The organism is Citrobacter sp. wls613, assembly GCF_005281195.1.
Taxonomy (GTDB): Bacteria; Pseudomonadota; Gammaproteobacteria; order Enterobacterales; family Enterobacteriaceae; genus Citrobacter; species Citrobacter gillenii.
This window is the reverse complement of sequence record NZ_SZXN01000058.1, coordinates 8,980-33,578: the sequence shown is the minus strand read 5'-3', so window position 1 is coordinate 33,578 and position 24,599 is coordinate 8,980. Positions and strand designations below refer to the sequence as shown.

Genomic DNA, 24,599 nt, shown 5'->3' with positions numbered 1-24,599 from the left:
ATTATTCGTAATTTGTGTATTTTTATTCTGTTTTCGCGTTGTGCGCAAGCGTAATTTTTATTCCTGCTAAAGATTTTTCCCAGTAATGCCGTGAATATAAAAAGAATGTTTACCCTTTTGTAGATGACAGATTATGCGTCATTCGTTAAAGTTTCCGGTCAATTCGGACGTTTTACGTATTACCTCTACTAAAGATTTCTTTTGCTCGGGAGAAGCATGTCGGGATCCAATTCAGCAATCAGTCGCCGCCGTTTACTGAAAGGTGCGGGTGCTATGTGGCTTTTGAGCGTCAGTCAGGTCGGTTTGGCTGCCGTGAGTCAGGTCGTTGCGGTGCGCGTATGGCCAGCGTCCAGCTATACCCGCGTCACGGTAGAATCCAATCGTCTGCTGAAATACAAACAGTTTGCCCTGAGTAATCCTGAGCGTGTGGTGGTAGATATTGAAGGCGTCAATTTGAACTCGGTGCTTAAGGGTATTGGGACGCAGATCCGCCCGGACGATCCGTACATCAAGTCGGCAAGAGTCGGGCAGTTTGACCCGCAGACCGTGCGTATGGTGTTTGAGCTGAAGCAAAATGTGAAGCCACAGCTTTTTGCGCTGGCACCGGTAGCGGGCTTTAAAGAACGACTGGTGATGGATCTCTATCCGGCCAATGCCCAGGATGTACAGGATCCTCTGCTGGCGTTGCTTGAAGATTACAACAAGGGCGATCTGGATAAGCAGGTGCCGCCTGCGCAAAGTGGTCCACAGCCGGGTAAAGCGGGGCGCGATCGTCCGATTGTCATTATGCTCGATCCCGGTCACGGCGGAGAAGACTCCGGTGCCGTGGGGAAATACAAGACGCGCGAAAAAGACGTGGTGCTACAAATTGCCCGCCGTCTGCGCGCGCTGATTGAGAAAGAAGGCAACATGAAGGTCTTTATGACGCGAAATGAAGATATCTTCATTCCGCTGAAGGTGCGCGTGGCTAAAGCTCAGAAACAGCGTGCCGATCTGTTTGTCTCTATTCACGCCGATGCGTTTACCAGCCGACAACCCAGCGGTTCGTCGGTGTTCGCACTCTCCACCAAAGGCGCGACCAGTACGGCCGCAAAATTTTTGGCGCAAACCCAGAACGCCTCGGATCTTATTGGTGGCGTCAGCAAGAGTGGTGACCGCTACGTCGACCACACTATGTTTGATATGGTGCAGTCACTGACTATCGCCGACAGCCTGAAGTTTGGTAAAGCGGTACTGAATAAACTCGGTAAGGTGAATAATCTGCATAAGAACCAGGTTGAACAGGCCGGGTTTGCGGTACTGAAGGCCCCTGATATTCCGTCTATCCTCGTGGAAACGGCATTTATCAGTAACGTTGAAGAAGAGCGTAAGCTCAAAACAGCGACGTTCCAGCAGGAAGTGGCGGAGTCGATTCTGGCAGGGATCAAAGCGTATTTTGCCGATGGGGCGACGCTGGCAAGAAGGGGATAACAAAAAAGCGCTGAAAAGCGCTTTTTTTACGGGCCGTAGAAACAAAAAAACACCCGTCAGGGTGCTTAATGTATTGGTTGCGGGGGCCGGATTTGAACCGACGACCTTCGGGTTATGAGCCCGACGAGCTACCAGGCTGCTCCACCCCGCGTCACCGTACTGCTTTCTATTTTATCAAATTTGATTGGTTGCGGGGGCCGGATTTGAACCGACGACCTTCGGGTTATGAGCCCGACGAGCTACCAGGCTGCTCCACCCCGCGTCCGTCTTTTTGCTTTGTATTTGTGATTCGAACTACTTCGCAAAAATCTTACATCAAATTTTAATTGGTTGCGGGGGCCAGATTTGAACTGACGACCTTCGGGTTATGAGCCCGACGAGCTACCAGGCTGCTCCACCCCGCGTCCGTGGATGCGCACTATACTCTGCTAACGATTTCATGCAACCTTTTTTTACGTGGATCACTGTTTTAGGATGAAAATGAACAAAAACAACGCATTTCGGTCTATTTTTTGTTCAAAATTTGCCTTGAGGTATGTATTCGCATTTCATTAGGTTCAGGGGTTTGTTATCTTCATCTCGCATTCAGGCAACTTAAGACGAGAACAATGAAAGGACGTTGGGCAAAATATCTTCTGGCGGGGGCGGTAGTCGTGATGCTCGCCGCGTGTTCCTCTAAACCCACCGATCGTGGGCAGCAGTATAAAGACGGGAAATTGACCCAGCCTTTCTCACTGGTGAATCAGCCCGATGCGGTTGGCGCACCGATCAATGCCGGTGATTTTGCCGAGCAGGTAAATCAGATCCGCAGTTCCTCACCGCGTTTATATGGCAATCAGAGCAACGTCTACAACGCAATCCAGGAATGGTTACGCGCGGGCGGTGATACGCGCAGTATGCGCCAGTTCGGTATTGATGCCTGGCAAATGGAAGGGGCGGATAACTATGGTAACGTCCAGTTCACCGGCTACTACACGCCGGTCATCCAGGCGCGCCATACGCGTCAGGGGGAATTTCAGTACCCTATCTACCGCATGCCGCCAAAACGCGGACGCTTACCAACGCGTGCTGAAATCTACGCCGGGGCGCTGAGTGACAACTATATTCTGGCCTACAGCAACTCCCTGATGGATAACTTCATTATGGATGTGCAGGGCAGCGGCTATATCGACTTTGGCGATGGCAGCCCGCTTAACTTCTTTAGCTATGCCGGGAAAAACGGTCATGCCTACCGCAGTATTGGTAAAGTACTGATCGACCGTGGCGAAGTGAAGAAAGAAGATATGTCGATGCAGGCGATCCGCCACTGGGGCGAAACGCACAGCGAAGCCGAAGTACGTGAGCTGCTGGAGCAAAACCCGTCGTTCGTTTTCTTTAAACCACAATCTTATGCTCCGGTTAAAGGTGCCAGCGCAGTGCCGCTGATTGGCCGCGCATCGGTTGCTTCCGATCGCAGCATTATTCCAGCCGGTACGACGTTACTGGCAGAAGTCCCGCTGCTGGATAATAACGGCAAATTTACCGGTCAGTATGAACTGCGCTTGATGGTGGCACTGGATGTCGGTGGCGCTATCAAAGGCCAGCACTTTGATATCTACCAGGGTATCGGTGCCGATGCCGGACATCGCGCAGGTTGGTATAATCACTATGGTCGCGTCTGGGTGCTGAAGTCATCCGGCAGCGCGGGTAACGTATTTAGCGGCTAGTTGCCTGGCGGCTAGCCTTATCAGGCCTACAAATTAGCGCGTAGGCCGGATAAGCGAAGCGCCATCCGGCTATGAAACGACACTCAGGGCGGCATTGTCCGCTCTTTTTGTTTTCTATATCTGAGGTTCTATGTCAGTGGTAATAAGCGACGCCTGGCGTCAGCGTTTTGGTGGCACCGCGCGTCTGTATGGTGAAAATGCCCTGCAATTGTTTGCCGGGGCGCATGTTTGCGTGGTCGGGATTGGTGGCGTGGGCTCGTGGGCGGCGGAAGCACTGGCGCGTACTGGTATTGGCTCGATTACGCTCATCGATATGGATGATGTGTGCGTCACCAATACTAACCGTCAGATCCATGCCCTGCGAGATACCGTCGGGCAGGCGAAATCCGAGGTGATGGCCGAGCGGATACGCCAGATTAACCCTGAGTGTCGGGTTAATGTTGTTGACGATTTTGTCACGCCAGATAATGTTGCTGAGTATATGAACGCGGGCTTTTCGTATGTCATTGACGCTATCGACAGCGTGCGCCCGAAAGCGGCGCTGATTGCTTACTGTCGACGCAATAAAATTCCGCTGGTCACCACCGGTGGCGCGGGGGGGCAGATCGACCCCACGCAAATTCAGGTCGTTGATCTGGCAAAAACCATTCAGGATCCGCTGGCGGCGAAGTTACGTGAGCGGCTAAAAAGCGATTTTGGCGTGGTGAAGAACAGTAAAGGCAAGCTGGGTGTGGACTGCGTGTTCTCGACCGAAGCGCTGGTGTACCCGCAGGCTGACGGCTCCGTGTGTGCTATGAAGGCGACGGCTGAAGGGCCGAAACGTATGGATTGTGCATCCGGATTTGGCGCGGCCACCATGGTGACCGCAACCTTTGGCTTTGTTGCCGTGTCTCACGCACTGAAGAAGATGATGGCGAAAGCCGCACGTCAACCCTGATTGTGTCGGATGGCGCTACGCTTATCCGACCTACGGTTTGTGTGGCATTGTCGGCCGGATAAGACGCATCAGCGTTGCCATCCGGCATCCTGAACTGCCCCAATGAGCGCATTCAACCCTTGGCTGCGCGAGGCGCTAAGCTGCGCGCGTAAACCCAATTCATCAAAGAACGCCATTGGCGAATGCGTCTGTAACTCGGCGGCGGTTTTGCCCTCGACGGCGGTGAGTAAAACCGCCAGCAGACCGCGCACGATACGTCCTTCGCTGTCGCCAAAAAAATGCAGGGTGCCATTATCCTGCAGGGTATAGCCCAGCCAGACGCGGTTTTCGCATCCGGCAATTTCTTTGGCCTGTGCCTTCAGCGCATCCGGCAGAGCCGGAAGCTGCTTACCGAGCAGGATCAACTGACGGTATTTATCTTCCCATTGGTTGAGTGGGAGAAAGGTATTGCGTAATGTCTCTTCGGTTACGGTTGTGCCAAACGGGTGTCCGGCGAGCAGAGGAGTTGTCATTAATCCACCAATATTTCCAGCGCGCGGTCAACGGCTGTGACCAACGCATCCACATCACTTTGGCTATTATAAGGTGCAAATGAGGCGCGCAGGGTGCCTGATACGCCAAGTTCTGCTAACAGCGGCTGTGCGCAGTGCTGTCCTGCACGCAACGCAATGCCATATTCGGCCAGCAGCGTGACCATATCGCTGTGGTGCACCCCGGCGAAGTCAAAGGCTAACAAGCTGGAATCCTGACAGCGGAAGGCGCGGAATCCAGGCCGTTTTGCCAACGCATCTTCCGCCAGCGTCGCCAGGCCACGGCTCCAGCTCTCGGCCTGAACAATGTCGATATCCGCCAGCCATTCCAGCGCCGCGCTCAGGCCGATGACTCCGGCCACGTTAGGCGTACCCGCTTCCAGCTTCCACGGTGCTGCCTGAGTGGTGAACCCCTCAAAGCTGACCTCGCTAATCATCTTACCACCGCCGAGCCAGGGTGACATGGCGTCCAGTAGCTCAGGCTTACCGTACAGTGCGCCAATGCCGGTTGGGCCGTACAGCTTGTGGCCCGAGAAGGCATAGAAATCAATATCTAACTGCTGAACGTCGGCGGGAAAATGCACCACACCCTGGGCGCCGTCTACCATCACCACCATTCCTGCCGCGTGGGCAAGTGTAATCGCGCGCGCTAAATCCGGGCAGCCGCCGGTGACGTTAGACATCTGTCCCAGCGCCAGTATGCGACTGCGCGGGGTGATGAGCTCGGGCAAACGCTCAACATCAGGAAGTAACTGCGCGTTGAGCGGCAGTCTGACGACCCTGGCCCCGGTTTGCTGGGCGACCATCAGCCAGGGAACGAGGTTGGCGTGATGTTCTGCCACGCTAACGATGATCTCATCACCCGGCTGCAAGCGTGGGCGCGCGTAGCTTTGCGCCACCATGTTGATGGCCTCTGTCGTGCCGCGGGTCCAGACGATGGTTTTGTCATCCGGCGCGTTGATCAGTCGGGCGACTTTTTCCCGTGCTGCCTCATAGCGAGCGGTCAGGCGCTGGGCTTCGGCAAACTGGCTGCGATGGACGTTCCCGGCGCTCAGGCTATAAAACTGATGCGTAGCTTCAATAACCGTCTGCGGCTTGAGCGCCGTGGCGGCACTGTCGAGATAGACGCCAGCATCATTGAGTGCGGGAAACTGTGCGCGAAACTGCGCGGGGTTAAAAGCGTTCATGGGATTCCTCAGTTCAATACCCCGATCGTGGCGCAAAAAGGGCGCTGGCACAAGGGTAACCCTAAGCATCGGAATCCTCTGGATATCCTGGTGAAATCAGACCAGTGTCTTATGCTAGATAATGTTGGGCGAAGATTTTTGCCTGTTATGAAATTCGTTTTATCTAGCATAAATCGCTTTAAGGAGAAGAATATGAAAAAGACTGCCGCCATTATCTCTGCCTGTATGCTGACTTTTGCCCTGAGCGCCTGTTCTGGTTCGAACTATGTTATGCACACCAACGATGGTCGGACAATCGTGTCTGATGGTAAGCCAAAGACCGATGATGAAACGGGAATGATTTCGTACAAGGACGCTAACGGCAACAAACAGCAGATTAACCGTACTGACGTGAAAGAGATGGTAGAACTGGAGAACTAGCCGCTCGGCCATCGATAAAACGCAGACAAAAAAAAGCACCGCAAATTGGCGGTGCTACATTAATCACTATGGACAGACAGGGTAAATGTACAGGAAGTGAAAAAGGGTAGCTTTGCTACCATGGTCTGAATCGCAGACCAATTGCAAACACAACAACACAACATCACAACCGTAAGCCAAAAGCCCACCAGAACACGCATTCCGATAAAACTTTTCGTTCCGGCTTCAGGAAGTGCCGCCACTATAGGTATTTGCTGGTAGAACCTCAACGGACAATTTATAATGGCTCAGATTAAAAAAACTAATAGGTTACAGCCTGTTAGATAACTGTTAAATTCATTTAACATCAAAGCCTAAAAGTCATGTCAAAACGATTACCACCCTTAAATGCGTTACGTGTTTTTGATGCCGCGGCGCGTCATTTGAGCTTTACTCGCGCAGCAGAAGAGCTTTTTGTGACGCAGGCCGCAGTAAGTCACCAAATCAAGTCACTCGAGGATTTCCTAGGGCTGAAGCTGTTCCGTCGACGCAATCGATCTCTTCTGTTGACGGAAGAAGGCCAAAGCTACTTTCTCGACATCAAAGAGATTTTTTCGCAATTAACCGATGCGACGCGTAAACTTCAGGCACGCAGTGCAAAAGGTGCGCTTACCGTCAGTTTATTGCCTAGTTTTGCCATTCAATGGCTGGTGCCCAGACTCTCTAGCTTTAACTCAGCTTATCCGGGAATCGACGTCAGGATCCAGGCGGTTGACCGTCAGGAAGATAAACTGGCTGACGATGTTGACGTGGCGATTTTTTATGGTCGCGGCAACTGGCCTGGCCTGCGCGTAGAAAAATTGTACGCAGAATATCTGTTGCCGGTCTGCTCTCCTTTATTGCTCACCGGCGATAAACCGCTGAAGACGCCAGAGGATCTGGCAAAGCACACGTTATTGCATGATGCTTCTCGCCGCGACTGGCAGGCCTATACGCGCCAGCTTGGGTTGAATCATATTAACGTTCAGCAGGGACCTATCTTCAGCCATAGCGCCATGGTGCTACAGGCTGCCATCCATGGACAGGGTGTTGCGCTGGCCAATAACGTGATGTCGCAATCAGAAATTGAAGCGGGCCGTCTGGTTTGCCCGTTTAATGATGTGTTGGTCAGCAAAAACGCGTTTTATCTGGTTTGTCATGACAGTCAGGCAGAACTGGGTAAAATAGCCGCCTTCCGTCAGTGGATTCTGGCGAAAGCGGCCACTGAACAAGAAAAATTCCGCTTTCGTTACGAACAATAATTTACGTAGGGTATTAACATGACCAGCCGTTTTATGCTGATTTTTGCCGCCATAAGTGGCTTTATCTTTGTTGCTCTGGGCGCGTTTGGGGCTCACGTGCTAAGCAAAACGCTTGGCGTTGTTGAAATGGGTTGGATCCAGACCGGTCTTGAGTATCAGGCGTTTCATACGCTGGCTATTTTTTGTCTGGCCGTCGCCATGCAGCGACGTATCAGCATTTGGTTTTACTGGAGTAGCGTGTTCATGGCATTAGGCACCGTGCTGTTTAGCGGTAGCCTGTATTGCCTCGCGCTCTCTCATTTACGCCTGTGGGCGTTTGTTACCCCGGTCGGTGGTTTCAGCTTCCTGGTAGGTTGGGCGCTGATGTTAGTGGGTGCTATTCGATTGAAACGTAAGGGCGTTAGCCATGAATAAGGTTGTATTGTTGTGTCGCCCGGGTTTTGAGAAAGAGTGCGCCGCAGAAATTACGGATAAAGCAACACGCCGGGAAGTGTTCGGCTTTGCCCGCGTGAAAGACAATGCGGGGTACGTGACTTTTGAGTGCTATCAGCAGGGGGATGCTGAAAAGCTCGTAAAAGAGTTGCCGTTTAGCTCGCTGATTTTTGCTCGCCAGATGTTTGTTGTCGGCGAGTTGCTGCAATATTTACCGCCGGAAGACCGCATTACGCCGATTGTTGGCATGTTGCAGGGCGTAGTGGAGAAGGGCGGCGATCTGCGTGTCGAAGTGGCCGACACTAACGAAAGCAAAGAACTGGTGAAGTTTTGCCGCAAATTTACCGTACCGCTACGTGCGGCGCTGCGCGAAGCGGGCGTGCTGGCAAAGTATGAGACACCAAAGCGCCCGGTTGTCCACGTGTTCTTTATTGCGCCGGGCTGTTGTTACACCGGTTATTCTTGGCCAGACAACAACTCGCCGTTTTACATGGGGATCCCACGTCTGAAGTTCCCTGCCGATGCGCCGAGTCGCTCAACGCTGAAGCTGGAAGAAGCGCTGCATGTCTTTATTCCGGCCGATGAGTGGGATGAGCGTCTGGCAAACGGCATGTATGCGGTGGATTTAGGCGCATGTCCTGGCGGCTGGACCTATCAGCTGGTCAAACGCAACATGTGGGTTTACTCCGTGGACAATGGTCCGATGGCGCAAAGCCTGATGGATACCGGACAGGTTACCTGGCTGCGTGAAGACGGATTTAAGTACCGTCCGAATCGTAGCAACATTTCGTGGATGGTTTGCGATATGGTGGAAAAACCGGCGAAAGTTGCCGCGCTGATGGCGCAGTGGCTGGTCAATGGCTGGTGTCGTGAGACGATTTTCAATCTCAAACTGCCGATGAAAAAACGCTACGAAGAAGTGTCGCAAAACCTGGCGTATATTCAGGAGCAATTGGATGAACACAACATCAATGCACAAATTCAGGCGCGTCAGCTGTACCATGACCGCGAGGAAGTGACCGTGCACGTGCGCCGTCTGTGGGCGGCCGTTGGTGGTCGTCGCGACGAGCGATAAGACGCCCGGGCCGGATGACGCATACGTTTATCCGGCCTGGATTACCGCACCGTCTGCCTGCTGTTCACCCGAAATAATATGCGTGACCTCCTCCAGATGCCCGATCCGGGCCTCGCCAGAACGATCTAACTTACTTTTATCGAAAAGCAGCAATGACTGTGATGCACGCTTGAGCAGAATAGATTTGAACTCCGCGTTGCGGCTGTTGGAATCCCAAAGCGTGCCGCTGCTATCGATCCCGGCACAGGAAAAAATAAACAGGTCGATGTCGAGGGATTTCAACTGAGAAATGAGCGACGGATTTACGTAGCAACCGTCCTTACGCTCCAGCCTACCGCCTGAGCAGATGAGCTGAATATGTTTACGTTTGGCCAGTTCCTGGCAAATGGGCTGACTGTTGGTAAATACCTGGATGTTGATATCCGGCAACTGTCGGGCCAGATACCAGCAGGTCGAACTGGCGTCCAGGGCTATCACCATGCCTTCTTCTATCCATGTCAGCGCTTCCCGTGCGGCATCGGCTTTATGCGCATGATGGCTGTTACGTCGAATGTGAAACGGGTCGCCGCTGTTTTGATTTTCCCGCTGAATGACCCTGGCGCATCCGTGGCTGCGCAGGACTTTTCCCTGGGTTTGTAGTTCGCTGAGATCGCGGCGGATAGTCTCTTTACTGACGTTCAGCTGCAAAGCCAAAACTTCAGTGGTCAGGTTTTGATGGTGAATGAGCAAGTCTACTATCGCCTGCTGGCGCGCCGCTTTCATGGTCCGATCCTCATCGTTGGATGAATGCCCGCCTCTGACGGGCACTCCGATCAGAGATTACGGTGTTACGCCTTTTTTCAAAAGAATATTACCGTACTTTGCCCGCTCGCCGGTGATAACGACAGCAAACGCGTTTTGCGCCCGCTCGTAGAATGCATAGCGATCAATGCGTGTGATACCCGGACCGCCCGCTGGCAAGGAGAGCGCATCGTGATACCGTGCTTCGACACTTGGGTCGAGTGAATCCCCTTCAACGGGCGCCATCATCACCAGCGGCGGAGCGTAACTGTCCAGTTCAAACAACGGAATAATCGCCTGTAGCAGGGCGTCGACCTGCAGGCCGTCGGCGCGGATCACCTGTGGCCCCATGCTGTGCGCGGGAAAATGAGCATCGGAAAAGATAATTTCATCGCCGTGACCCATTTCAGCCAGCACTTTCAGCAGGTCGGGGGAAATTAAAGGGGAAATCGTTTTTAGCATGTCACTCGACTCCTGTGAGTTCGGGTTCAGTTTGCGGATAGAAATATCGGTACTGGTAGTGCACCTGGGCGCGAGCCTGCTCCGGTGAGGTAAATACCCCAATGCCTGACCAGGCAAACATCGCCGCCCCGGCGACGGTGGTTTCGGCGTCATCCAGCACTTTGATCGGGATACCCAGAACGTTGGCTTTAATCTGATTCCACAGCGCGTTACGACTTCCCCCACCAACCAGCAGCAGCTCTGTCGCCTGGAAGTGACCGATGGTCTCCAGTGTCTGTAGATTTTGCTGCAGCCGGTGGGTGAGTCCCTCCAGTGCCGCACGGTATAAATGTCCCCGCGTGCTGTTGAGCGTGACGCCTTGCCAACCCGCGTTCGCGCCGGTGAGCAGATCGCACTGCATTTTTACCCCATCAGCCCCAGCCGGAATGGCGTTGGCTTCATCGATAAGCGTTTGCCACGGCGTATCGGCAGTCCACAGCAGCTTACGTACCCATTCGAGAACGCCGGAAGCCAACCATTGCATACCGGGATTGTACAGCCCGGCGTGGCTGTCCAGCTCGCAGGTGGAGCCGGAATACTGGCTCAGCAGTGGGGTATTCACCTGCGCGCTGCGCACCATCAAAATTTCCCATGTGCCGGAGGAGAGCACCGGTTCGTCCGGCTGTGCGCCCGCGCCAAAGAGAGCGAACTGTGTATCATGCCCGGCGGAAATGACCGGAATGCCCGTTGGTAGCCCGAGCAATGTTGCCGTGGCGCTTTGCAACGTCCCAATATGCTCGCCTGCTTCAACGAGGCGGGGAAACAGTCGGCGTGGAATGCCGGCTGCCTGCAAAATGTCGGGGCTGAACTCTCGCTGATGGATATCCAGCAGCTGGCTGGTGCCTGCCATGGTGATATCCGTCGTGTACTCACCGGTTAAGCGATGGTTAAGAAGCGAGGAGATAAATAGCCAGGCGTGCGCCCGTTCCAGTAATTGCGGGTGGTTTTCTTTGAGCCACACCAGTTTATACAGGGTGTTAAAGCTGAAGGCGCCGACGCCGGAGATGTCCTGCAACTGCTGTGGTGTCATCAGGCAGCTGATATTGGCCATCACGGCGGCGGTGCGTGGGCATTTCCAACTGATTACCGGATAAAGCAGTTCGCCATTTTCATCAACCAGCGCGCCGTCTACGCCAAACGTGGTGACGGTAATCCCGCGGATTTGGCGGGTAGACAGTTCAGATGACAGGCGGTGGCAGCAGTCGGCAAAGCGTTGCAGAATGGCATCCAGGGACCACTGATGCCAGGTGCTGTTTTCTGAGGCGATATCACTGGCGTTCGGTGTGGAGGCGCGGGCAACGATTTTTCCCTGACAGTCAACGGCAATGGCCCGCACGTTGGTTGCGCCACAGTCGAGGACCAGTATAACGTCTTGTTTCATAGCCACTCCAAATGTTGCCGGATGGCGCTGCGCTTATCCGGCCTACAAATTTTACAGTTGTAGGCCCGGTAAGCTTGCGCCACCGGGCAGAGTCGCATTAACGTTTATACAGCGGGCCATAGTTCTGGCAGGCGCGATAATCCTGGCCTTCACTGTCCATACCGTGTGCAGCCCAGGCTGAAGGGCGATAGATTTTCTCTTCTTCCACGTTGTGCATACACACTGGAATACGCAGCATGGCGGCAAGGGTAATAAAGTCTGCACCAACGTGACCAATAGTCAGCACACCGTGGTTCGCACCCCAGTTCGCCATCACCGAGTAAACGTCGCTGAATGGACCTTTACCGGTTAAGCGCGGAGCAAACCAGGTCGTTGGCCAGGTGGAGTTGGTGCGGGCATCGAGCTGGTCGTGCATGTCTTTCGGCAATTCCACGCTCCAGCCTTCGGCTATCTGCAGCACCGGTCCCAGACCTTTGATGATATTGATGCGGGTCATGGTGAACGGCACACCGCCTTCAGTCAGGAAGCGAGAGGAGTAGCCGCCGCCGCGGAAGTATTCATGAATAGCCGGGCACCATTCGGTTGCCGCCAGGCAATCATCCACCTCTTGCTGGGAGATTTCCCAGTGCGGTTTCATGGTCGGTTTGCCATCGCTGTCACGCTGTTTGCAGGAGCCGTCCAACGCCGCAGATCCGGAGTTGATCAGGTGGATAATACCGTGCTCAGCAAGGCCAGTCAGCGGCTGGCCGGTGACGCGTTGCACGGCTTCCGGTGACCAGTAGGTGCGTACATCGGCAAAGACTTGCGCGGTACCGGTAAGCTGGCGGCCAAACAGCATTGCTACACCGTTCAGACTGTCGTTTTCGGTGGCAACCACATACGGTTCGCGTACACCGTTCCAGTCAAATGAGCTGTTCAGCAGGGCTTCGGCGGTGTCGCCGTTCGGGTATTGATCGGTCCAGTGACGCTGACCCTGGAAGCCCGCGGCAATGGCGTTGAAGCCCAGCGACTCTTCGACCAGGCCTTTTTCTGCCAGAATCTTGTTACCTTGCATCATGTCACGGATGCACATTGCCATCAGCAGGCTTTCTTTCAGGACCGCGCGGCTTTGCTCTTCGTTGCGTTTGTACTGTTGGGCATTCTGATCTTCGCCATAGCGGAAGTTTTTGTCCGCCCACGCCAGCGCAATCTCCAGCTCGGTTTCGTCATAGATTTTTTGGTCAATACGACGACGCAGCTCGGTCATATCAACCGGCTGAACCTTCATGCCCAGCCAGGATTCAAAGAAGTTATGATCGACAATGGATCCTGCGATCCCCATTGAAACGCCGCCCACGGACAGATAGCTTTTGCCTTTCATACTGGCAACGGCCAGGCCTGCACGGCTAAAGCGCAGCAGTTTTTCTTCAACATCGGCGGGGATGGTGGTGTCACCCGCATCCTGCACGTCATGACCGTAAATCGAGAAAGCAGGCAGACCTTTTTGGTTATGCGCTGCCAGCGCTGCAGCCAGATAAACAGCGCCAGGACGTTCCGTGCCGTTGAAGCCCCAGATGGCTTTTGGACGCATTGGGTCCATGTCGATGGTTTCGCTGCCGTAGCACCAGCATGGTGTCACGGTGATCGTCACGCCGACATTTTGGCTACTGAATTTTTCTTCGCAGGCGGCGGATTCAGCCATCCCGGCAATGCAGGTGTCTGCAATCACGCACTCAATCTGCGCGCCGCAGGCGTGACGAAGTTTCTCGGTGATAAGCGCGGCAGTGGCTTTCGCCATATTCATGGTCTGTTCTTCGAGCGACTCACGTACACCCATACGACGCCCATCAATCACCGGACGAATACCGATTTTCGGTAAACTCATTTTTTTCATTCGAGGTTCCTCATCTCACTTTATGCCGTGCTGCAAAAGCGGATGGAGGACACCACTGTCGCAGTTGGCTGAATTTTTCATTTTTGCTAACTCGAATTAGCTTAGGTATCAGCGAGTTTTTTACACAACTTTTTTGTTGTGGAACTGTGAGAGGCCTCACGAGAAGTGGTTAAAATTCGATCTGCGTCAAATAAATTAATGTGCGGATTTTAGTTAATCTTGTTTTTAATTAATGATATACGAGAAAATTCCTGTCCAGTGTCACAGTTTTAAACCAAATGATTTGGTTATTTTTTGCAGCTAAAATAGCTTTAAAAGGCAATCGCTAACTCGAGTTAGCAATAATCAAAAAACGTATCTACGCTTTTAAGAAGTATTCGCATTAACGGTGACGATGGCTCCATGGCAACGCTGTTTTCGCCTGATTTACCGACTGTAGTTTCTGTATATTGAGGAAAGCAGCAATGTCCGAAACATTTTTACAGATGAGTCATATTACGAAACGTTTTCCCGGCGTATTAGCGTTGAGTAATGTGGATTTTGCGTTACGCAAAGGGGAAGTTCATGCGCTGCTTGGCGAAAATGGCGCGGGGAAATCCACCTTGATGAAAATTTTATCCGGCGTTTATCAACCGGATGAAGGCAATATTATTTTTGAAGATCAAGCTGTTTCATTCGCGAATCCGTTAAGTGCACAAAAAGCCGGGATCACGATTATTCACCAGGAATTTAATTTATTCCCAGAGTTAACGGTTGAAGACAATATCTTTATTGGCAGGGAATTTTGCAAAAATAACCGCTGGCGTCTTGACGAGAAACAACAGCGCCAGGCAGCTATCGATATTTTGCAAAAATTGAACCTGAATATTGCGCCAGATACGCTGGTTGCCGATCTTACCGTCGCTCAACAACAAATGGTTGAGATTGCCAAAGCTATATCGGTGAATGCCAAAATTCTGATTATGGATGAACCGACGGCGGCGCTGACGGAAACGGAGATCGACAGTTTATTTCAGGTTACCCGTTTGCTGAAAGAGCAGGGTACCGGCATTGTCTATATCTCGCACCGTCTGGAAGAGCTGGCGTTAATTGCCGACCGCGCGACCGTGATGCGAGACGGTCAGTTTATTGCCACCGTCGATTATGATGCTGTAAAAATCAGCGACTTAATTGCCATGATGGTTGGGCGTGACCTCGGGAATATCTATCCGCGTCGTGAACCTTTGTCTCAGCACAAACCGGTGCTGGAAGTGAGCGGCCTGACGCGCAAAGGGGTACTGAACAACATCGATTTCACCCTGCATCAGGGGGAGATTTTAGGTTTTGCTGGTCTGATGGGCGCAGGGCGTACCGAACTGGCGCGTGCCATTTTCGGCGCAGATCCCATCGATAGCGGTACCATTACGCTAAACGGTAAGGTCACCGTGGTTAAAGATATCCCTGACGCAATCAAACAGGGGATCAGCTATTTAACAGAGGACAGAAAAAAAGAAGGACTGGCATTAGGGCTGTCGGTTGAGCGCAATATTATGCTGGGGAATTACCCGGAGTATTCCGATCGCTACGGCAATGTTGATAGCAAGCGCTGTCAGCAAACCAGCCAGGAGCAGGTGAAAGCCCTGCGAATTAAAACGCCACACCTTGAGCAGGCCGCATTAAATTTAAGTGGTGGTAATCAGCAGAAAATCATTATTGCCAGATGGGTGTGTAAAGACACCGATATTCTCATCTTTGATGAGCCTACGCGTGGCATTGACGTGGGGGCCAAACTTGAAATTTATGAATTGATGAATCGACTGGTGGCAAAAGGGAAATCAATCATCATGATTTCTTCTGAATTACCGGAAGTGCTGGGTATGTGCGATCGCATTTTAGTGATGCGTAGTGGTCGTATTACCGGTGAGTTAGCTTCTGATGACGCCACACAAGAAAAAATCATGCAATACGCGACGTTAGAGGATTAATTTATGACTATCTCTGTAACCTCTTCAGACAGCAATAATAAAAAAATTAAAATTAACAAAGAACTTTTAATGCGCCTCGCGCCGCTTTTCAGTTTGATTATTCTGGTGATATTTTTCAGTTTTGGATCGCCATTTTTCTTTAATACTGAAAATATTATGACCATTGCCCTGCAAACCTCGGTCATTGGCATCATGGCGATTGGCGTTACCTTCGTTATTATCACCTCCGGGATCGACCTTTCTCTTGGTTCCGTGGTGGCGTTTTCAGGCGTTGCGGTCGGTATCTGCGCCACGCTGGGGTTGCCTCTGCCGATTTGCATTCTGGCAGGCGTGTTAGCCGGTGGGCTGTGCGGTTATATCAACGGGCTGTTGGTCACCAAAATGACCATCCCGCCCTTTATTGCCACGCTGGGCCTGATGATGTCCGTCAGGGGCATCAACATGGTGATGACCGACGGTCGCGCGATTTACTTTGCTGATTACCCTGGCTTCAAAATGCTGGCACAGGGCCGCCTGTTCGACGTGCTGCCTTATCCGGTCTTTTACCTGGTGGTGGTGGCGCTGATCGCTGCGTACATCCTGAAGAAAACGGTGATTGGTCGCTATGTTTATGCTGTGGGCAGCAATGAAGTTGCAGCACACCTGTCCGGAATTAAAGTCCAGCGCGTCAAAATCTTCGTCTACGCCTTCTGCGGTCTGCTGACCGGGATTGCCGGGGTCATTCTTGCTTCGCGTCTGAACTCAGGTCAGCCAACGGTTGGTGTGGGTTATGAGCTGGAAGCGATTGCCGCGGTGGTGATTGGTGGTACGAGCCTGATGGGCGGGATTGGCACCATCGGCGGCACGATTATCGGCGCATTCATTATGAGCGTGTTGAAAAATGGCCTCAACCTGATGGGCGTCTCCCAGTTCTGGCAGATGGTGGCAATGGGTGTGGTGGTTATCGCGGCGGTTTATCTCGACACATTACGCAAAAAAATTCGTTGATTTACGCTCCCGGAAGTTGCGGGGCATCATAACCCTGACGTTTAGGGTGACTCACTCAGAACGGAGTACAACAATGAAAACCAGGCATTTTGTCTATGCGTTATCCCTGCTGGCCTTCATGACTTCCAGCGCGTTGGCTAAAGATATGAACCTCCCTGTGGTCAGTAAAGGTTTCCAGCATGAATTCTGGCAAACCGTAAAAATGGGGACCGAAGCGGCAGCGAAAGAGTTGGGTGATAAAACCAGCTATGTAGGGCCGGCGGATGAAACACAAATTGCTGAGCAGATTCAGTTGGTTGAAAACGCAATGGCGCAAAAGCCTAACGGACTGCTGCTGGCGGCGTTAGATGCCAATGCCCTCGCACCGCTGGTGGAAACCGCCAATTCACGGGGGATTAAGGTTGTGACCTTTGACTCTGGCGTGAATTCCGACATTCCGGTCAGCTTTGTGGCAACCAATAACCGTAAAGCCGGCGCAGAAGCCGCCGATGCGCTCGCCGCTGAAGTGGGCAGCAAAGGGAAGGTCGGTATTATTGCGCACGTGGCCGGTACCTCTTCTGCAATCGAGCGTTCGGAAGGGTTTATTGCCCGCATGAAGGAAAAATATCCGGATATCAAGGTACTGCCTGTTCAGTACAGCGATGGGGATCCGCAAAAAGCGATGGATAAAACTATCGATATGATTCAGGCCAACCCGGATATTGCCGGGATCTATGGCACTAACGAAGGTTCAACGCTGGGTGTAGCGAACGCCATTGATAGTCAAAACCTGAAGGGCAAAGTGAAGGTGATTGGCTTTGACAGCACCGAAGCGATTATTGCCTTCCTGAAATCCGGCGTTATCCAGGGCTTTGTGGTGCAGGATGCTTACCAGATTGGCTATCAGGGGATCAAAACGCTGAATGCCGCCGTGTCGGGTCAGGCTGTTCCAAAAGAGATTGATATCCCGGTTAAATTCGTGAATGCGAAGAACATTGATACACCGGAAATCGACAAATTATTACATCCATTCGGTAAAAAATAAGACCGTTGGGGCGACACGTTCGCCCCATTTTTAGCCAGTGTCAGGGAGTTACTATGAGCAGTGGATATTTCCTCGGGGTGGATGTCGGTTCCGCCAGCGTCAGGGCCGGTGTCTTTGATGCCAATGGTACGCGACTGGCCTTTGCGACATTACCTATCTCGCAGTTTCGACCCGGTCCGCAGCGGGTAGAACAATCATCCGCTGAAATCTGGCAGCAGGTGTGTCATGCGGTGAAAGATGCGGTGTCGTCAGCGGGGGTTCCCGTCGAGGAAATTCGTTCACTGGGATTCGATGCCACCTGCTCTCTGGTTGCTCTCGATGAACAAGGACAAGGGTTGGCGGTTTCACCCGGTGAATCGCCAGACCATAACATCATCATGTGGATGGATCATCGCGCGGCAGACGAGACCAAACGCATTAACGCCACGCAGGATCCCGCCCTGCGCTATGTTGGCGGCGAAGTCAGCGTCGAAATGGAATTGCCTAAAGTGCTGTGGCTGAAGAATCATTTTCCTGCGACGTGGCAGCGTGCGCATCGATTCTACGATCTGGCGGACTTCCTGGTCTGGAAAGCGACCGACAGCGATGTAGCGGGTCTGTGCACCCTGACCTGTAAATGGAACTATCTGGCGCACGAACAACGTTTTAGTCATTCGTTGCTCGATGCCGTTGAATTAACAGATTTACTCAGCAAAATCCCGTCGCGTATTTTACCGCCGGGGGCCGCCGTTGGTACGCTCAGCCCTGAAGCGGCGCAGGCGTTGGGACTGACCACGAATGTTGTGGTTGCCAGCGGGATGATTGATGCGCATGCAGGCGGTGTAGCGCTGGCCGGTGCTCAGCCTGTGGGAACGCTGGCGTTGATCAGCGGCACGTCAAACTGCCATATGCTGTGCAGCGAAGAGGAAATTCATACACCGGGCGTATGGGGACCGTACTGGTCCGCGATGCTACCCGGCTACTGGCTGACCGAAGGCGGGCAAAGTGCCGCCGGGGCGTTAGTCGACTGGACGCTTCAGGAGTCAGGAGCCAGTGCGGACCTGTATCGTAAGGCCGAAGCGCGGGGTTGCCATCCGATAGTATTGGTCAATGAATGGGTGGCTGCACTGGAGGAAAATGAAGCGGAACCAGGGCGCAACTTACATGTGTTGGCCGATCATCATGGCAACCGCTCACCGCGTGCGCGGCCGGATGCTCGCGGCAGCGTATGTGGCTTGACCCTTGAACGTGGAGAGCGGCAGGTTGCCCGCTTGTATCTGGCAACATTACAAGCGATTGCCTGTGGTACGCGGCACATTATGGAAGTGATGCGCGAAAATGGACACACTATTTCACGACTGACGCTGTGCGGAGGAGCAACGCACAATCCGCTGTGGCTACGTGAGTATGCGGATGCGACCGGATGCGATATCCATTTGATGCAGGAAGAAGATGCGGTGACGCTGGGTGCGGCGATTACTGGTGCGGTTGCCTGCGGGGCGTGGGCAAATTTCCCGGCGGCTTGTCAGGCGATGGTGACGCCCGGTGAGGTTATCAAGACAAACCCTAAGCGTCAGGACTTTTATGCCCGCAAATATCAGGTGCATCTGACTATGTGGGGGCAGCAGCAGGTGCTTAACCAACTGATGCTGTAAGACAAATGTTTAAAATACTTTTATGATTGTGAATTGACGTTTTGGATGTGAACTGGGGCATATAATGGCTAAAACAGTAGAACAGATAGCCAGCGATCTGAATTTATCGGTGACAACCGTGCGACTGGTGTTGAATGGGAAAGCTGAGCAATATCGTATCAGCGTTAAAACCCAAACGCGCATTAATGAATATGTTGAGCGTTATGGTTATGTCATCAACCATTCAGCGCGCAGCCTTAAACTGAATAAAACGGATACGCTGGGGCTGATTGTGCCCAATATTTCCAACGTCTTTTTTGCTACGCTCGCTGAAAAACTTGAGCAACGCTGTCGTCGTTCTGGATATCAGTTAACGATTAGCTGTACTTATGATGATGTTGATTACGAGAATAAATTAACCAAAGCGTTAATTGCACGTAATGTTGACGGACTTTTTATTGTCCCGTCAACGCTCGAAAACCAGCAGCATCATTTACGCCAGGTTAGAAAACCGATGGTGTTACTTGACCGTGATTTTAAGTACACCGATAACGCGCTGGTAGAAAGTCATAATAGTTTAGGGGGCGAAAAGCTGACGCAAAGTTTGTTCGATGCGGGAAAATCGCCAATCTGGTTTTTGGTGGGCGATACCGGGCTGCCCAGTATTGGCGACCGTTTGCAGGGGTATCTTAACGCATTGACTAACAATGGTATTTCCCATCATGATTGGGTGCGTGAAGGTCCGGATAACACGCCAGATGGTGGCTACCGGCTAATGGAAAAACTGATCGCTGAACAGGGATGTCCTCAGGCATTTATCGCCTCGTCATTACCTGTGCTGGAAGGCGCCATCGTCGCTATTCGCAATCGTTTTGGCGTTATTCCACCTGATATTAATATCGGCACATTCGATGAACATCCGATGCTGGGATTCCTCGCCAATAATGTCTGGTCAATGCAGCAGGATGAAAACGTCTGGGCGGAAAAAGCCTTCGACATGATGATGAGTGCGATTGAAGACCAGCCGATTAAAGAAACGGTAAAAGTACCGATGAAGCTCATTAAGCGTGTAAGACAAAAATAATACTTTTTTAATAATAAATCAGCTAACTGAACCTGAATAAAAATTCAGTGGCTGCTCATATCTGAAACCTGACCCGTCTTACTCTGCGGCTGTATTTTTCGCAATCAAGACGAGGGGAAACTGTACCCGGAGAATTATGATGGAAAGAATGCGTTTGTCGCGAGAAATCATTGAAACCTGCCTTGAAATGACCAGCCTGGGGCTGAATCAGGGAACGGCGGGTAATGTGAGTGCACGTTATGAAAATGGAATGCTGATCACGCCCAGCGGAATTCCTTACGAAAGACTCACGGAAAATATGATCGTGTATGTAGACAACGACGGTAATTATGATAAAGGACAATTACCGTCCAGCGAATGGCGTTTTCACCTTGCTGCCTATCAGACGCGGCCAGAGGCTAATGCGGTTGTCCATAATCATGCGATCCATTGCACCGCGGTATCGATTCTCAACCGTCCTATCCCGGCTATCCATTACATGATTGCTGCTGCCGGTGGAAATTCCATTCCGTGTGCGCCGTATGCGACGTTTGGTACACGTGAACTGTCAGAGCACGTGATCGTGGCGCTGAAAGACCGCAAAGCAACGCTGTTGCAGCATCATGGGCTGATTGCCTGCGAGGCGAACCTGGAAAAAGCACTGTGGCTGGCGCATGAAGTGGAAGTTCTGGCCCGCCTTTATCTGAGCACATTAGCGATCGTCGATCCTGTTCCGGTGCTGGATGATGAAGAGATTGCCATCGTGCTGGAGAAATTCAAATCCTACGGATTACGAATTGAAGAGTAATTTCGCAAAGCGAAAAGGAGAAATACGATGGCGAACAGAATGATTCTGAATGAAACGGCATGGTTTGGCCGGGGAGCTGTTGGGGCGTTAACCGATGAAGTTATTCGTCGGGGATATCGTAAGGCGCTGATTGTGACCGATGCCAACCTGGTACAGTGCGGTGTGGTCGAGAAGGTGACATCGCGGATGGATGCGGCGGGGCTGGCGTGGGAGATTTACTCCGGCGTTATCCCCAATCCCACCATTGCAGTGGTACAGGAAGGGCTGGGTGTCTTTGAGCAAAGTGGCGCAGACTATCTGATTGCCATTGGCGGTGGCTCCCCGCAGGATACCTGTAAAGCGATTGGTATTATCTACAATAACCCTGAGTTTGCCGATGTGCGCAGCCTTGAAGGCTTATCGCCCACGCGTAAGCCAAGCGTACCGGTGATGGCTATCCCGACGACGGCAGGGACGGCGGCAGAAGTGACCATTAACTACGTGATCACCGATGAAGAAAACCGGCGCAAGTTTGTCTGCGTCGATCCGCATGATATTCCGCAGGTGGCATTTATCGATGCCGATATGATGGACGGTATGCCCGCGGCGTTAACGGCGGCTACCGGCGTTGATGCGCTGACCCATGCCATTGAAGGTTACATCACCCGTGCGGCCTGGGCGTTGACGGATGCGCTGCACATCAAAGCCATTGAGATCATTGCCGGGGCGCTGCGTGGATCCGTTGCCGGTGACAGCAAGGCCGGTGAAGCCATGGCGCTGGGCCAGTATGTTGCTGGAATGGGCTTTTCCAACGTTGGCCTGGGGCTGGTTCATGGTATGGCACACCCGCTGGGGGCGTTTTATAACACGCCGCACGGCGTCGCCAACGCCATTCTGCTCCCGCATGTGATGCAGTACAACGCCGACTATAGCGGGGACAAATTCCGCGATATCGCCCGGGCAATGGGCGTGAAGGTGGAAGCATTGACGTTGGACGAGGCGCGTAAAGCCGCCGTGGATGCGGTGTTTGCGCTTAACCGTGATGTGGGCATTCCGCTGCACTTACGTGATGTTGGCGTGCGTAAAGAGGATATCCCGGCGCTGGCGCAGGCAGCATTCGATGACGTATGCACCGGTGGTAATCCGCGTGAAGCGAGCCTCGGCGATATCGTTGAGCTGTACCACACCGCCTGGTAATTGTGCTGGATGACGGTGTGAACGCCTTATCTGGCCTACAGGATTGCACGAAATGTAGGCCGGATAAGCGCAGCGCCATCCGGCAACAAAACTACCGCGCCAGACGTAACTGCTGTAGGTTCCCGTCGATATGTAAGTCCGTTTGCAACCGGGCAATATCGCGGCATAGAAATGCCATTTCTTTGTGCGCCTCGAGCTTCTTGCGCCACTTTTCCGGCACGTCATCAAGCCGGGCGTAAATCCCTTCCAGATGCTGAAACTGCACGAGCAGTTGGGTCGCACTTTTTGGGCCAATACCGGCGACACCAGGTACTTTTGAACTGCTTATTCCTGCTAGCCCCCAGTAATCCGGCAGTTGCTGAGGCTGTACGCCAAACTCTTTTTCGATGAACGGCGCATCCAGCCAGCGCTTCTGGAAATAGTCGCGAATACGCAGGGCAGGAGAGAGCAACTGGCAGTAACCTTTATCGGTTGAGACGATGGTGGCCTGATGCCCGGCCAGGGTGACTTTCACCGCCAGCGTTGCGGCTAGATCGTCGGCCTCATTACCGCTGGAAACCCAGCAGCAGACGCCGCGCTGTTCAAAGGCCGCGCGTAAGGCGGGCATTTCTTGATGGAGTTCGTCGGGCATCGGTGGGCGACCAGCTTTGTAGTCGGGCAGCCGTTGGTGACGCCAGCCGCTGTTACGCGCTTCGTCATCAAACACCGCCACGGCGTGCGTAGGCTGGCTGTGCACGAGCAATAAATCGAGCGCGTGCTGGCAGGTCTCCACGCAGGGCGATCCCTGAACAGCGTGAATACGGCGGATGAGGTTCAGTGCATCGACAATGAGCAGATGGACGGCCACGGTGTTCTCCCTTACGAATCAGCCTGTAGGGTAACATTCACGGCGAGGTGAGGCGAAGATCTGAAACAAATTTTGCCGGATGGCGGCTGACGCCTTATCCGGCCTACAAATGACTACGGCACTGTAGGCCGGATAAGCTTGCGCCATCCGGCAATGGGTTGGGACTTAATCGCAGGTGACAACTTTCATCGCCAGGCCACCACGAGAGGTTTCGCGGTACTTGGCATTCATGTCTTTACCGGTCTCGTACATGGTCTCGATCACTTTATCGAGGCACACGCGCGGCTCGCTGGTACGGCGCAGCGCCATACGTGCGGCGTTAACCGCTTTGACTGAGGCAATAGCGTTACGCTCGATACAGGGGACCTGAACCTGGCCCGCAACCGGATCGCATGTCAGCCCCAGGTTGTGTTCCATACCGATTTCTGCCGCGATGCACACCTGCGTAGGGCTACCGCCCAGCAGTTCCGCCAGACCCGCTGCCGCCATTGAGCAGGCCACACCAACTTCACCCTGGCAACCCACTTCGGCACCCGAGATAGAGGCGTTCATCTTGTACAGGGAACCAATCGCACTCGCGACCAGCATGTAGCGTGCCAGCGAGTTAGCGTTCACTTCGCGGATAAACTTGTCGTAGTAAGCCAGTACCGCAGGAACGATCCCACACGCCCCGTTGGTCGGGGCGGTAACCACACGCCCACCGGCCGCATTCTCTTCGTTCACCGCCAGCGCGAACATGTTAATCCAGTCCACGACCGCCATTGGGTCGGTGGTGGTTTTGTCACTGCTGACCAGCATGCGACGCAGCGCTGCGGCACGACGTGGCACGCGCAGTTTACCCGGCAAGACGCCTTCGGTGGTGATACCGCGTTCAATCCCGCTACGCATCACTTCCCAGACGTTAGCAAAGTGCTGTTCCAGCTCTTCTTTGCTGTGCAGGGCCAGTTCGTTTTGCATCATCAGACCAGAAAGCGACAGGCCGGTTTCCTGGCAATGTCGTTGCAGATCGGCGGCGGATTTGTACGGATAGGGCACGTTTACCGGCGAGCTGTTCGGCAGGCCGAAATGTTCTTCATCAACGATGAAACCACCGCCAATGGAATAGTAAGTCTGGCTGTAGAGGACTTTTTCGCCGGCCAGGGCGGTAATGCGCATGCCGTTTTCGTGCAGGGACAGATTGTCCGCATGGAAATTCATGCACTTATCGACCGGGAACTCCACTTCATGCTGACAGTCTGCCAGCAGCAAACGTCCGTGAGTATTCACATCCTGGATAAAGGACGGGATGGCATCGATGTCTACGGTGTCAGGCAGATTACCCGCCAGGCCCATAATAATCGCGATGTCAGTGTGATGGCCTTTCCCCGTCAGAGACAGAGAGCCGTAAACATCAACCACGACGCGGGTTACGTCAGTGAGTATTCCGCGAGCAATCAGGTCATCCGTGAATTGTTTGCCTGCTTTCATTGGACCCACAGTGTGTGAGCTGGAAGGGCCAATGCCGATTTTGAAGATATCGAATACGCTAATCATGAGGCGTCCATT

General features: G+C 52.9%; 22 protein-coding genes and 3 tRNA genes. 14 read left to right on the top strand and 11 right to left on the bottom strand.

From position 1 onward, the window contains the following. The first annotated feature begins 216 nt into the window (after positions 1-216). A complete protein-coding gene (gene amiC / locus FDX01_RS13270; protein WP_096755860.1) occupies positions 217-1,470 on the top strand; it encodes an N-acetylmuramoyl-L-alanine amidase AmiC in 1,254 nt (417 codons plus the stop codon). Between the two features lie 74 nt (positions 1,471-1,544). Here the strand turns inward: amiC and FDX01_RS13265 are convergent. The 3 genes from FDX01_RS13265 to FDX01_RS13255 form a co-directional block, all read right to left on the bottom strand. Beyond that, positions 1,545-1,621 (bottom strand) — tRNA-Met (locus tag FDX01_RS13265). A gap of 34 nt (positions 1,622-1,655) precedes the next feature. Then, positions 1,656-1,732: transfer RNA gene (locus tag FDX01_RS13260), tRNA-Met, on the bottom strand. 65 nt (positions 1,733-1,797) lie between these two features. Continuing rightward, positions 1,798-1,874 (bottom strand) — tRNA-Met (locus tag FDX01_RS13255). Positions 1,875-2,078: 204 nt separating this feature from the next. Here FDX01_RS13255 and mltA point away from each other — a divergent pair. Both mltA and tcdA read left to right on the top strand, forming a co-directional pair. Further along, the gene (gene mltA / locus FDX01_RS13250; protein ID WP_096755869.1) at positions 2,079-3,176 is read left to right on the top strand and encodes a murein transglycosylase A; all 1,098 of its coding nucleotides are present in this window, start codon (positions 2,079-2,081) and stop codon (positions 3,174-3,176) included. Between the two features lie 130 nt (positions 3,177-3,306). Beyond that, a complete protein-coding gene (gene tcdA / locus FDX01_RS13245) occupies positions 3,307-4,113 on the top strand; it encodes a tRNA cyclic N6-threonylcarbamoyladenosine(37) synthase TcdA (protein ID WP_115257580.1) in 807 nt (268 codons plus the stop codon). 68 nt (positions 4,114-4,181) lie between these two features. Here the strand turns inward: tcdA and csdE are convergent, their stop codons facing one another. Further along, positions 4,182-4,625 carry a cysteine desulfurase sulfur acceptor subunit CsdE gene (gene csdE / locus FDX01_RS13240; RefSeq protein WP_096755871.1) on the bottom strand — a complete coding sequence of 148 codons (444 nt, stop codon included), beginning with the start codon at positions 4,623-4,625 and terminating at the stop codon, positions 4,182-4,184. Beyond that, complete coding sequence (csdA, locus tag FDX01_RS13235) at positions 4,625-5,830, bottom strand: cysteine desulfurase CsdA (protein ID WP_137399906.1); 1,206 nt, start codon at positions 5,828-5,830, stop codon at positions 4,625-4,627. Before csdA ends, csdE begins: the two co-directional genes overlap by 1 nt. A gap of 192 nt (positions 5,831-6,022) precedes the next feature. Between csdA and FDX01_RS13230 the strand changes: the two genes are divergently transcribed. From FDX01_RS13230 to rlmM, 4 genes are all read left to right on the top strand, one after another. Continuing rightward, a complete protein-coding gene (locus FDX01_RS13230) occupies positions 6,023-6,250 on the top strand; it encodes a YgdI/YgdR family lipoprotein (protein ID WP_096755873.1) in 228 nt (75 codons plus the stop codon). A 362-nt stretch (positions 6,251-6,612) separates the two neighbouring features. Then, the gene (gcvA, locus tag FDX01_RS13225) at positions 6,613-7,530 is read left to right on the top strand and encodes a glycine cleavage system transcriptional regulator GcvA (RefSeq protein ID WP_096755874.1); all 918 of its coding nucleotides are present in this window, start codon (positions 6,613-6,615) and stop codon (positions 7,528-7,530) included. An 18-nt stretch (positions 7,531-7,548) separates the two neighbouring features. After that, positions 7,549-7,944 (top strand): DUF423 domain-containing protein, encoded by a 396-nt coding sequence (locus FDX01_RS13220; protein ID WP_137399905.1) that lies wholly within the window; start codon positions 7,549-7,551, stop codon positions 7,942-7,944. Next, entirely contained in the window at positions 7,937-9,037 is a 1,101-nt protein-coding gene (gene rlmM, locus FDX01_RS13215) for a 23S rRNA (cytidine(2498)-2'-O)-methyltransferase RlmM (RefSeq protein WP_096755876.1), read from the top strand. The genes FDX01_RS13220 and rlmM overlap by 8 nt, the downstream gene beginning before the upstream one ends. A 27-nt stretch (positions 9,038-9,064) precedes the next feature. Here rlmM and fucR read toward each other — a convergent pair whose 3' ends face one another. The 4 genes from fucR to fucI form a co-directional block, all read right to left on the bottom strand. Next, a complete protein-coding gene (fucR, locus tag FDX01_RS13210) occupies positions 9,065-9,799 on the bottom strand; it encodes an L-fucose operon activator (RefSeq protein ID WP_137399904.1) in 735 nt (244 codons plus the stop codon). A gap of 57 nt (positions 9,800-9,856) precedes the next feature. Continuing rightward, positions 9,857-10,279: an L-fucose mutarotase gene (gene fucU / locus FDX01_RS13205; RefSeq protein ID WP_137399903.1), complete on the bottom strand. Its 423-nt coding sequence runs from the start codon at positions 10,277-10,279 to the stop codon at positions 9,857-9,859. Between the two features lies 1 nt (position 10,280). Continuing rightward, positions 10,281-11,699: an L-fuculokinase gene (fucK, locus tag FDX01_RS13200; protein ID WP_137399902.1), complete on the bottom strand. Its 1,419-nt coding sequence runs from the start codon at positions 11,697-11,699 to the stop codon at positions 10,281-10,283. A 97-nt stretch (positions 11,700-11,796) separates the two neighbouring features. Further along, on the bottom strand, positions 11,797-13,572 hold the full coding sequence (gene fucI / locus FDX01_RS13195; protein WP_117343128.1) for an L-fucose isomerase: 1,776 nt from the start codon (positions 13,570-13,572) through the stop codon (positions 11,797-11,799). Between the two features lie 464 nt (positions 13,573-14,036). Here fucI and FDX01_RS13190 point away from each other — a divergent pair, with 464 nt between their 5' ends. From FDX01_RS13190 to fucO, 7 genes are all read left to right on the top strand, one after another. Continuing rightward, positions 14,037-15,536: a sugar ABC transporter ATP-binding protein gene (locus FDX01_RS13190; RefSeq protein WP_115257586.1), complete on the top strand. Its 1,500-nt coding sequence runs from the start codon at positions 14,037-14,039 to the stop codon at positions 15,534-15,536. Between the two features lie 3 nt (positions 15,537-15,539). Beyond that, positions 15,540-16,523, top strand: coding sequence for an ABC transporter permease (locus FDX01_RS13185; protein WP_096755882.1), 984 nt, complete (start codon positions 15,540-15,542; stop codon positions 16,521-16,523). Positions 16,524-16,596: 73 nt separating this feature from the next. Further along, positions 16,597-17,547, top strand: a complete 951-nt coding sequence (locus FDX01_RS13180) for an ABC transporter substrate-binding protein (protein ID WP_137399901.1) — start codon at positions 16,597-16,599, stop codon at positions 17,545-17,547. A 53-nt stretch (positions 17,548-17,600) separates the two neighbouring features. Then, positions 17,601-19,181 carry an FGGY-family carbohydrate kinase gene (locus tag FDX01_RS13175; protein ID WP_137399900.1) on the top strand — a complete coding sequence of 527 codons (1,581 nt, stop codon included), beginning with the start codon at positions 17,601-17,603 and terminating at the stop codon, positions 19,179-19,181. A 64-nt stretch (positions 19,182-19,245) separates the two neighbouring features. Next, on the top strand, positions 19,246-20,244 hold the full coding sequence (locus FDX01_RS13170) for a LacI family DNA-binding transcriptional regulator (protein WP_115257588.1): 999 nt from the start codon (positions 19,246-19,248) through the stop codon (positions 20,242-20,244). A 139-nt stretch (positions 20,245-20,383) separates the two neighbouring features. Next, positions 20,384-21,031 (top strand): L-fuculose-phosphate aldolase, encoded by a 648-nt coding sequence (gene fucA / locus FDX01_RS13165; protein WP_096755886.1) that lies wholly within the window; start codon positions 20,384-20,386, stop codon positions 21,029-21,031. Between the two features lie 27 nt (positions 21,032-21,058). After that, positions 21,059-22,207: a lactaldehyde reductase gene (gene fucO / locus FDX01_RS13160; protein ID WP_137399899.1), complete on the top strand. Its 1,149-nt coding sequence runs from the start codon at positions 21,059-21,061 to the stop codon at positions 22,205-22,207. A 91-nt stretch (positions 22,208-22,298) separates the two neighbouring features. Here fucO and xni read toward each other — a convergent pair whose 3' ends face one another. Both xni and FDX01_RS13150 read right to left on the bottom strand, forming a co-directional pair. Then, complete coding sequence (gene xni, locus FDX01_RS13155) at positions 22,299-23,054, bottom strand: flap endonuclease Xni (RefSeq protein WP_137399898.1); 756 nt, start codon at positions 23,052-23,054, stop codon at positions 22,299-22,301. 165 nt (positions 23,055-23,219) lie between these two features. After that, a complete protein-coding gene (locus FDX01_RS13150) occupies positions 23,220-24,587 on the bottom strand; it encodes an L-serine ammonia-lyase (RefSeq protein WP_137399897.1) in 1,368 nt (455 codons plus the stop codon). Positions 24,588-24,599 lie beyond the last annotated feature (12 nt).

Excerpts from the sequence above, each read along its gene's own strand:
- FDX01_RS13175 (WP_137399900.1), top strand. The coding sequence starts at position 17,601 with ATGAGCAGTGGATATTTCCTCGGGGTGGATGTCGGTTCCGCCAGCGTC.
- fucU (WP_137399903.1), bottom strand. The coding sequence starts at position 10,279 with ATGCTAAAAACGATTTCCCCTTTAATTTCCCCCGACCTGCTGAAAGTG.
- fucI (WP_117343128.1), bottom strand. The coding sequence starts at position 13,572 with ATGAAAAAAATGAGTTTACCGAAAATCGGTATTCGTCCGGTGATTGAT.
- fucK (WP_137399902.1), bottom strand. The coding sequence starts at position 11,699 with ATGAAACAAGACGTTATACTGGTCCTCGACTGTGGCGCAACCAACGTG.
- amiC (WP_096755860.1), top strand. The coding sequence starts at position 217 with ATGTCGGGATCCAATTCAGCAATCAGTCGCCGCCGTTTACTGAAAGGT.
- gcvA (WP_096755874.1), top strand. The coding sequence starts at position 6,613 with ATGTCAAAACGATTACCACCCTTAAATGCGTTACGTGTTTTTGATGCC.
- FDX01_RS13150 (WP_137399897.1), bottom strand. The coding sequence starts at position 24,587 with ATGATTAGCGTATTCGATATCTTCAAAATCGGCATTGGCCCTTCCAGC.
- fucA (WP_096755886.1), top strand. The coding sequence starts at position 20,384 with ATGGAAAGAATGCGTTTGTCGCGAGAAATCATTGAAACCTGCCTTGAA.
- tcdA (WP_115257580.1), top strand. The coding sequence starts at position 3,307 with ATGTCAGTGGTAATAAGCGACGCCTGGCGTCAGCGTTTTGGTGGCACC.
- fucO (WP_137399899.1), top strand. The coding sequence starts at position 21,059 with ATGGCGAACAGAATGATTCTGAATGAAACGGCATGGTTTGGCCGGGGA.
- FDX01_RS13190 (WP_115257586.1), top strand. The coding sequence starts at position 14,037 with ATGTCCGAAACATTTTTACAGATGAGTCATATTACGAAACGTTTTCCC.
- mltA (WP_096755869.1), top strand. The coding sequence starts at position 2,079 with ATGAAAGGACGTTGGGCAAAATATCTTCTGGCGGGGGCGGTAGTCGTG.
- csdA (WP_137399906.1), bottom strand. The coding sequence starts at position 5,830 with ATGAACGCTTTTAACCCCGCGCAGTTTCGCGCACAGTTTCCCGCACTC.
- FDX01_RS13185 (WP_096755882.1), top strand. The coding sequence starts at position 15,540 with ATGACTATCTCTGTAACCTCTTCAGACAGCAATAATAAAAAAATTAAA.
- FDX01_RS13180 (WP_137399901.1), top strand. The coding sequence starts at position 16,597 with ATGAAAACCAGGCATTTTGTCTATGCGTTATCCCTGCTGGCCTTCATG.
- rlmM (WP_096755876.1), top strand. The coding sequence starts at position 7,937 with ATGAATAAGGTTGTATTGTTGTGTCGCCCGGGTTTTGAGAAAGAGTGC.
- csdE (WP_096755871.1), bottom strand. The coding sequence starts at position 4,625 with ATGACAACTCCTCTGCTCGCCGGACACCCGTTTGGCACAACCGTAACC.
- fucR (WP_137399904.1), bottom strand. The coding sequence starts at position 9,799 with ATGAAAGCGGCGCGCCAGCAGGCGATAGTAGACTTGCTCATTCACCAT.
- FDX01_RS13230 (WP_096755873.1), top strand. The coding sequence starts at position 6,023 with ATGAAAAAGACTGCCGCCATTATCTCTGCCTGTATGCTGACTTTTGCC.
- FDX01_RS13170 (WP_115257588.1), top strand. The coding sequence starts at position 19,246 with ATGGCTAAAACAGTAGAACAGATAGCCAGCGATCTGAATTTATCGGTG.
- FDX01_RS13220 (WP_137399905.1), top strand. The coding sequence starts at position 7,549 with ATGACCAGCCGTTTTATGCTGATTTTTGCCGCCATAAGTGGCTTTATC.